This is a genomic window from Monashia sp. HAY1-2A (assembly GCF_056755315.1).
The window spans coordinates 1-246 of record NZ_JBNDHY010000643.1 but is presented as its reverse complement, the minus strand read 5'-3'; the positions used below and the strand labels follow the sequence as shown (position 1 = coordinate 246).

The window sequence follows — 246 nt, the reverse complement described above, 5'->3', positions numbered from 1 at the left end:
TCAATGACGTGCTTCTAGTTCCTTATTATTCTGAAGTTTTACCTAATCAGGTTTCATTAAAACCAAGACTTACCGACAAACTTACGCTCAATGTTCCTATAGTTTCTGCTGCAATGGATACTGTTACCGAAGCTGAATTGGCGATTGCACTAGCAAGAGTCGGAGGTTTGGGTTTCATTCATAAAAATATGACGATTGCTGAGCAGGCTGCACAGGTAAACCGTGTAAAACGTTCTGAAAACGGGA

Annotated in this window: 1 protein-coding gene; it reads left to right on the top strand. The window is 40.7% G+C overall.

What is annotated here, in order from left to right; all coding sequences use genetic code 11:
* A partial coding sequence (locus ACPYOM_RS23380) for an IMP dehydrogenase (RefSeq protein ID WP_481347806.1) occupies window positions 1-246 on the top strand: 246 nt, incomplete at both ends.